This is a genomic window from Romboutsia sp. MSSM.1001216sp_RTP31141st1_G3_RTP31141_220114, from assembly GCF_039031195.1.
In the GTDB taxonomy this organism is placed as follows: Bacteria; Bacillota; Clostridia; order Peptostreptococcales; family Peptostreptococcaceae; genus Romboutsia_C; species Romboutsia_C hominis.
This window is the reverse complement of sequence record NZ_JBCIUO010000043.1, coordinates 1-3,834: the sequence shown is the minus strand read 5'-3', so window position 1 is coordinate 3,834 and position 3,834 is coordinate 1. Positions and strand designations below refer to the sequence as shown.

The 3,834-nt window shown below is 46.7% G+C and carries 6 protein-coding genes; 4 read left to right on the top strand and 2 right to left on the bottom strand.

All coding sequences use genetic code 11. The annotated features are described in order from the left end of the window. The 3 genes from ABCP60_RS15745 to ABCP60_RS15735 form a co-directional block, all read left to right on the top strand. Positions 1 to 582: replication initiation protein (locus ABCP60_RS15745; protein WP_343102167.1), on the top strand; the 582-nt coding region annotated here is incomplete at its 5' end. Between the two features lie 113 nt (positions 583 to 695). Beyond that, on the top strand, positions 696 to 863 hold the full coding sequence (locus ABCP60_RS15740; protein ID WP_343102166.1) for a hypothetical protein: 168 nt from the start codon (positions 696 to 698) through the stop codon (positions 861 to 863). A 226-nt stretch (positions 864 to 1,089) separates the two neighbouring features. Next, positions 1,090 to 2,331 carry a mobilization protein gene (locus ABCP60_RS15735; protein WP_234243904.1) on the top strand — a complete coding sequence of 414 codons (1,242 nt, stop codon included), beginning with the start codon at positions 1,090 to 1,092 and terminating at the stop codon, positions 2,329 to 2,331. Between the two features lie 49 nt (positions 2,332 to 2,380). Here ABCP60_RS15735 and ABCP60_RS15730 read toward each other — a convergent pair whose 3' ends face one another. Both ABCP60_RS15730 and ABCP60_RS15725 read right to left on the bottom strand, forming a co-directional pair. Beyond that, positions 2,381 to 2,653, bottom strand: a complete 273-nt coding sequence (locus ABCP60_RS15730) for a Txe/YoeB family addiction module toxin (protein ID WP_138272246.1) — start codon at positions 2,651 to 2,653, stop codon at positions 2,381 to 2,383. A 3-nt stretch (positions 2,654 to 2,656) separates the two neighbouring features. Then, positions 2,657 to 3,010: a hypothetical protein gene (locus tag ABCP60_RS15725; protein WP_343085148.1), complete on the bottom strand. Its 354-nt coding sequence runs from the start codon at positions 3,008 to 3,010 to the stop codon at positions 2,657 to 2,659. A 375-nt stretch (positions 3,011 to 3,385) separates the two neighbouring features. Here ABCP60_RS15725 and ABCP60_RS15720 point away from each other — a divergent pair. Beyond that, a partial coding sequence (locus ABCP60_RS15720; protein ID WP_343102165.1) for a replication initiation protein occupies positions 3,386 to 3,834 on the top strand: 449 nt, incomplete at its 3' end.

Sequence of the window (3,834 nt, the reverse complement as noted above, 5' to 3'; positions counted from 1 at the left end):
TTTACCAAAGGCTATCGAAAGTACGAACTGATAACGGCTATGAGGTTTAAAAGCGTCTATTCGATGCGGTTCTACGAACTAATGACAGGGCAGAAAAAGCCTCTGTTTGTACCATTAGAAGGTCCTGAAGGACTTCGTGAGAGATTCGGGCTGCAAGGGAAATACGGAAAAGTAAATGACTTTCGCAGAAAAGTCATCGATGTGGCCAAAGCTGAACTTGATGAATCCTCTCCATTCTCTTTCGTTGCCGAGGAGGTAACAGAGGGGAGAAAGATTATCGGGTGGACTTTCTATCCTACTTTCTTCGAAAACCGAGAAGACCCGGCACTACAGGAACAGAAGCGCATGGCCAAGGTAACGGCACGGCTGCAGATTGATGACGAGGTGTACAAATACCTCAAGTACTCATTTGGTTTCGAAGCCGACGAAATCAACAGGAACAAGAAAACGCTCATCGATGGTCAGAACCGAATCCCCAACTTCATAGACTTCCTCGCAGGTCTGAAAGGTGGAGCAAGGGAAGCTCGAAGCGAAAAAGCCTATGTCATTGGAGCTATCAAAACCAAATTGAAAGAAGTCTAATCGTGTAACATAATCAAACTATGGAATCGAACGAAAAATTCGCAACTTACAAGGAGTTCGGCAAGATGCTCCGAGAGGTGGCAGATTTGTGCGCCAAATTAGGCGATACACCCTTGTATGATTCAGCACCCGACCTCAAAGAAAAGGTGTTCTACGTGGTCAATCGAGGCGCATACGATGCGTACATCGAGCCATGGATGAGAGACTTTGCCGAACACCCTTTCGACGTGACGGCAGCCAAGAAATGGGCTAAAGAAGTCGAAGAAAGAAAGGGCAGATAACCTACCTTTTTCTGTAACGGAATCGCCCCTCCTGATGTTCCGCTGGATGGAATATTGGGAGGGGCTTTTGCTTGTTACTTTCGGATAAAATCGCTATCTTCGCGCGTGGGTAATCCAAGTTATGGATATAGCACACTATAACCCTTGCAGGGTTGTGTGCTCTCCGAGGGGGCAGGGGCAAGCCCCTACCGACCCCATGGCCGCCCGACACTAAAAACGTAACACTATGGCAAAACAAACCTCCATCAACGTGCAGCCGGTCAAAGGTGGCAGCGAGGAACACAACAAGCGCAAGAAGAAGCTTGACTACGTTCGCAAGGACTTGTCCCACCTCAACGAATATTGGGAGTGCGACACACAGGCCAACCGCCTTGCCAACATCAAAGCCCTGTACCAATCCAAGACAGGGCAGAAGATGCAAGCCAAGGCAACCCCAATCCGTGAGGGTGTTGTCGTGATCCAAGAGAGTACTACCATGGCAGACCTCCACCGATTGGCCGATGCTTATCGCGATCGGCTCGGCATCGAGGTCTTTCAAATCGCTATCCATCGGGACGAGGGCTATCAGAAATCCAAGGATTGGAAGCCCAACCTCCATGCGCATCTTGTGTTTGACTGGACAAACCACAGCACAGGCAAGTCTGTTAAACTGAACCGTCAAAAGATGGCCGAAATGCAGACCATAACAGCCGAAGTCCTGGGCATGGAGCGAGGACAGAGCAGCGAGAAAAAGCACTTAACGGCACAACAATTCAAAGCAGCAGCAGAAGCCCAGCGAGCCGAACAACTAAAAGAACAGGTAGCGGAACTCAGTACGGCCAAGGCAGCCAAAGAGGAAACCATTAACACAATCAAGACAGTGGGCAAATATGTTGTGGATGCAGTTACAGGTAAGGCAAAAGCCAAGGAAAATGCCCTACAAGAGCGTGTAACGAAGTTGGAGGTACAACTACCAACCGAAAGAGAAAAAGGCCGTCAGGAGGGCGGAAAACAGGTTTTACAGGCTATTCTGAGTGCTGCACGCTTGAAGCTGGAAGACCTGACTCCCGAAAACATCGGAAAGCGGTGGAGATTGTGGTTTGACAAAGCCAAATCGCTGGAACAGGAGGTGAAGCAGCTCAAAGAAGCCGCAGAAGCCCAAAAAGAAGCCGCCTATTGGGCTAAAATCAATTTCGGGAATGAGAGGTACCGCGAAGGCTTAAAAGGCTCTCAGACGCGAATTAAAGGGCTTGAAGAAGATGTAGCCGAACTGATACGGGAGTATGCCCATGGTGACCCCGATGTGCTGCGGCACTACTCCACCCCGAGAGAAGAACGGCTATTCATGTCACCCAAGGAACTGGAACAGCAGGAGGCCGAACGGAAGAAAAGAGAACAAGAGGGAAAAAAGAAAGCACCGCAAGTCACCGAAGCTCCCAAACAAGAACGGCAAGAAGAACAGAAACGCTCATGGGGATTCAGACGCTAACGCTAAAAAAGAGTGGGCTACACTACGATAGCTCACTCTTTTTCTGTTTTTACTTGTCGCTGTAATGTCCCTCTGCGGAAATCACAAACACATTCACGACCTCTTCATAGATTTCGTAAACAAGCCTGTCTTTCTTGTTCACCTCCCTTGAATATACGTTCCCTCCGTACCCTCTCAATGGCTCCGGATGCCCGGTTCCCGTTCGGGGATGCTCATGCAGTTCTTCGATGAATTTCGTAATCTTCTTGAAAGATGCAGGATTAGACCTTTTGAATTTCGCAATGGAGGCCAAGGCTTCATCGCTGTATGTAACGCTATACATGGGCTACAACGATTCAAGTAAAGCCATGGACTGCTCAACAGTCTTGCAAGTTATACCTTTCCCAGCTTTGTAATCTTCCCTTGCCTTGGCAATCTTCTCTCTGAACTCTTCACTGATTGTGTAATCTTCCTTGTGAACTGGGACAAGCATATAGGACTTTTTGATACCTCTGTGAATGATAATATCCTCACCGGCATCAACCTTATCCAAAATCAAAGCCTGCTTTTCTCTAAATTCTCTTGTTGTGTAGTTGAATGTTGCCATAAATCCATTGTTTTTAGGTTCGGTGCAAAGATAATAAATATATTTGGTGACACCAAATGGTACACGGCCAAAAAAGCTCTTCAATAACCGCACACCCCCTCCCCCCTCCGAGGGGGTGTTGTCTTGTCCGCCACCGCCTGGGCGAAGCTTCTTTTTTTCCCTTTTGTTTTTTCTTCTTTTTCCGAAAGTGGGAGCGCAAGCGACCTGTATAAGCAAGTCTCTGTCTTAAGACATGGACTATCTATGTCTATCCTCGCGCGCGCGCATTATGCGAGGAAAAAGGCCTCTAAGTACGACTTTTTTAATGTCCTACGACGACTTTTTTAATGTTCCAAAACTCCTTTTACTACGACTTTTTTAATGTTGTATGCGTCTTACTATTGTGTAAGTCGCATTTAGTTTTTATCTTTGCCGAGTACTTCAAAAACTACATCCATGGCACGAGTTATAACCGAGAACAAAAACATCATGCAGTCGTATATCTTCACCGCTGCCAAGTACGATTTCACAGCTTACGAAAAGCGAATCATGTACAGATTGGTGGAGTGTGCGCAAGATGAAATTGCAGGGCTGAAAATCAAAGACCACATGCACAAAATCATACCTGTGCAATTAGGCAGGGAAATTACCTTGCCGACTTCGTCTATTCTCAGAGACGAAAAGGACGAAAACTACACAATCGCCAAAAAGGCATTTCTGAGTCTTAGCAAGAAGCATATAATCTACGAAGACGAGAACTATTGGACTGCGACTCCGATTATTACGAAGCCCAAAATATCCAAGAAAGAGGGGACTGTTACTTTTCTCGTGTTTGATGAGATTTGGAAGTGCATCCTTGACTTTACCAAAGGCTATCGAAAGTACGAACTGATAACGGCTATGAGGTTTAAAAGCGTCTATTCGATGCGGTTCTACGA

Coding starts and splice junctions, on each gene's coding strand:
- ABCP60_RS15735 (WP_234243904.1), top strand. CDS start 1,090: ATGGCAAAACAAACCTCCATCAACGTGCAGCCGGTCAAAGGTGGCAGC.
- ABCP60_RS15730 (WP_138272246.1), bottom strand. CDS start 2,653: ATGTATAGCGTTACATACAGCGATGAAGCCTTGGCCTCCATTGCGAAA.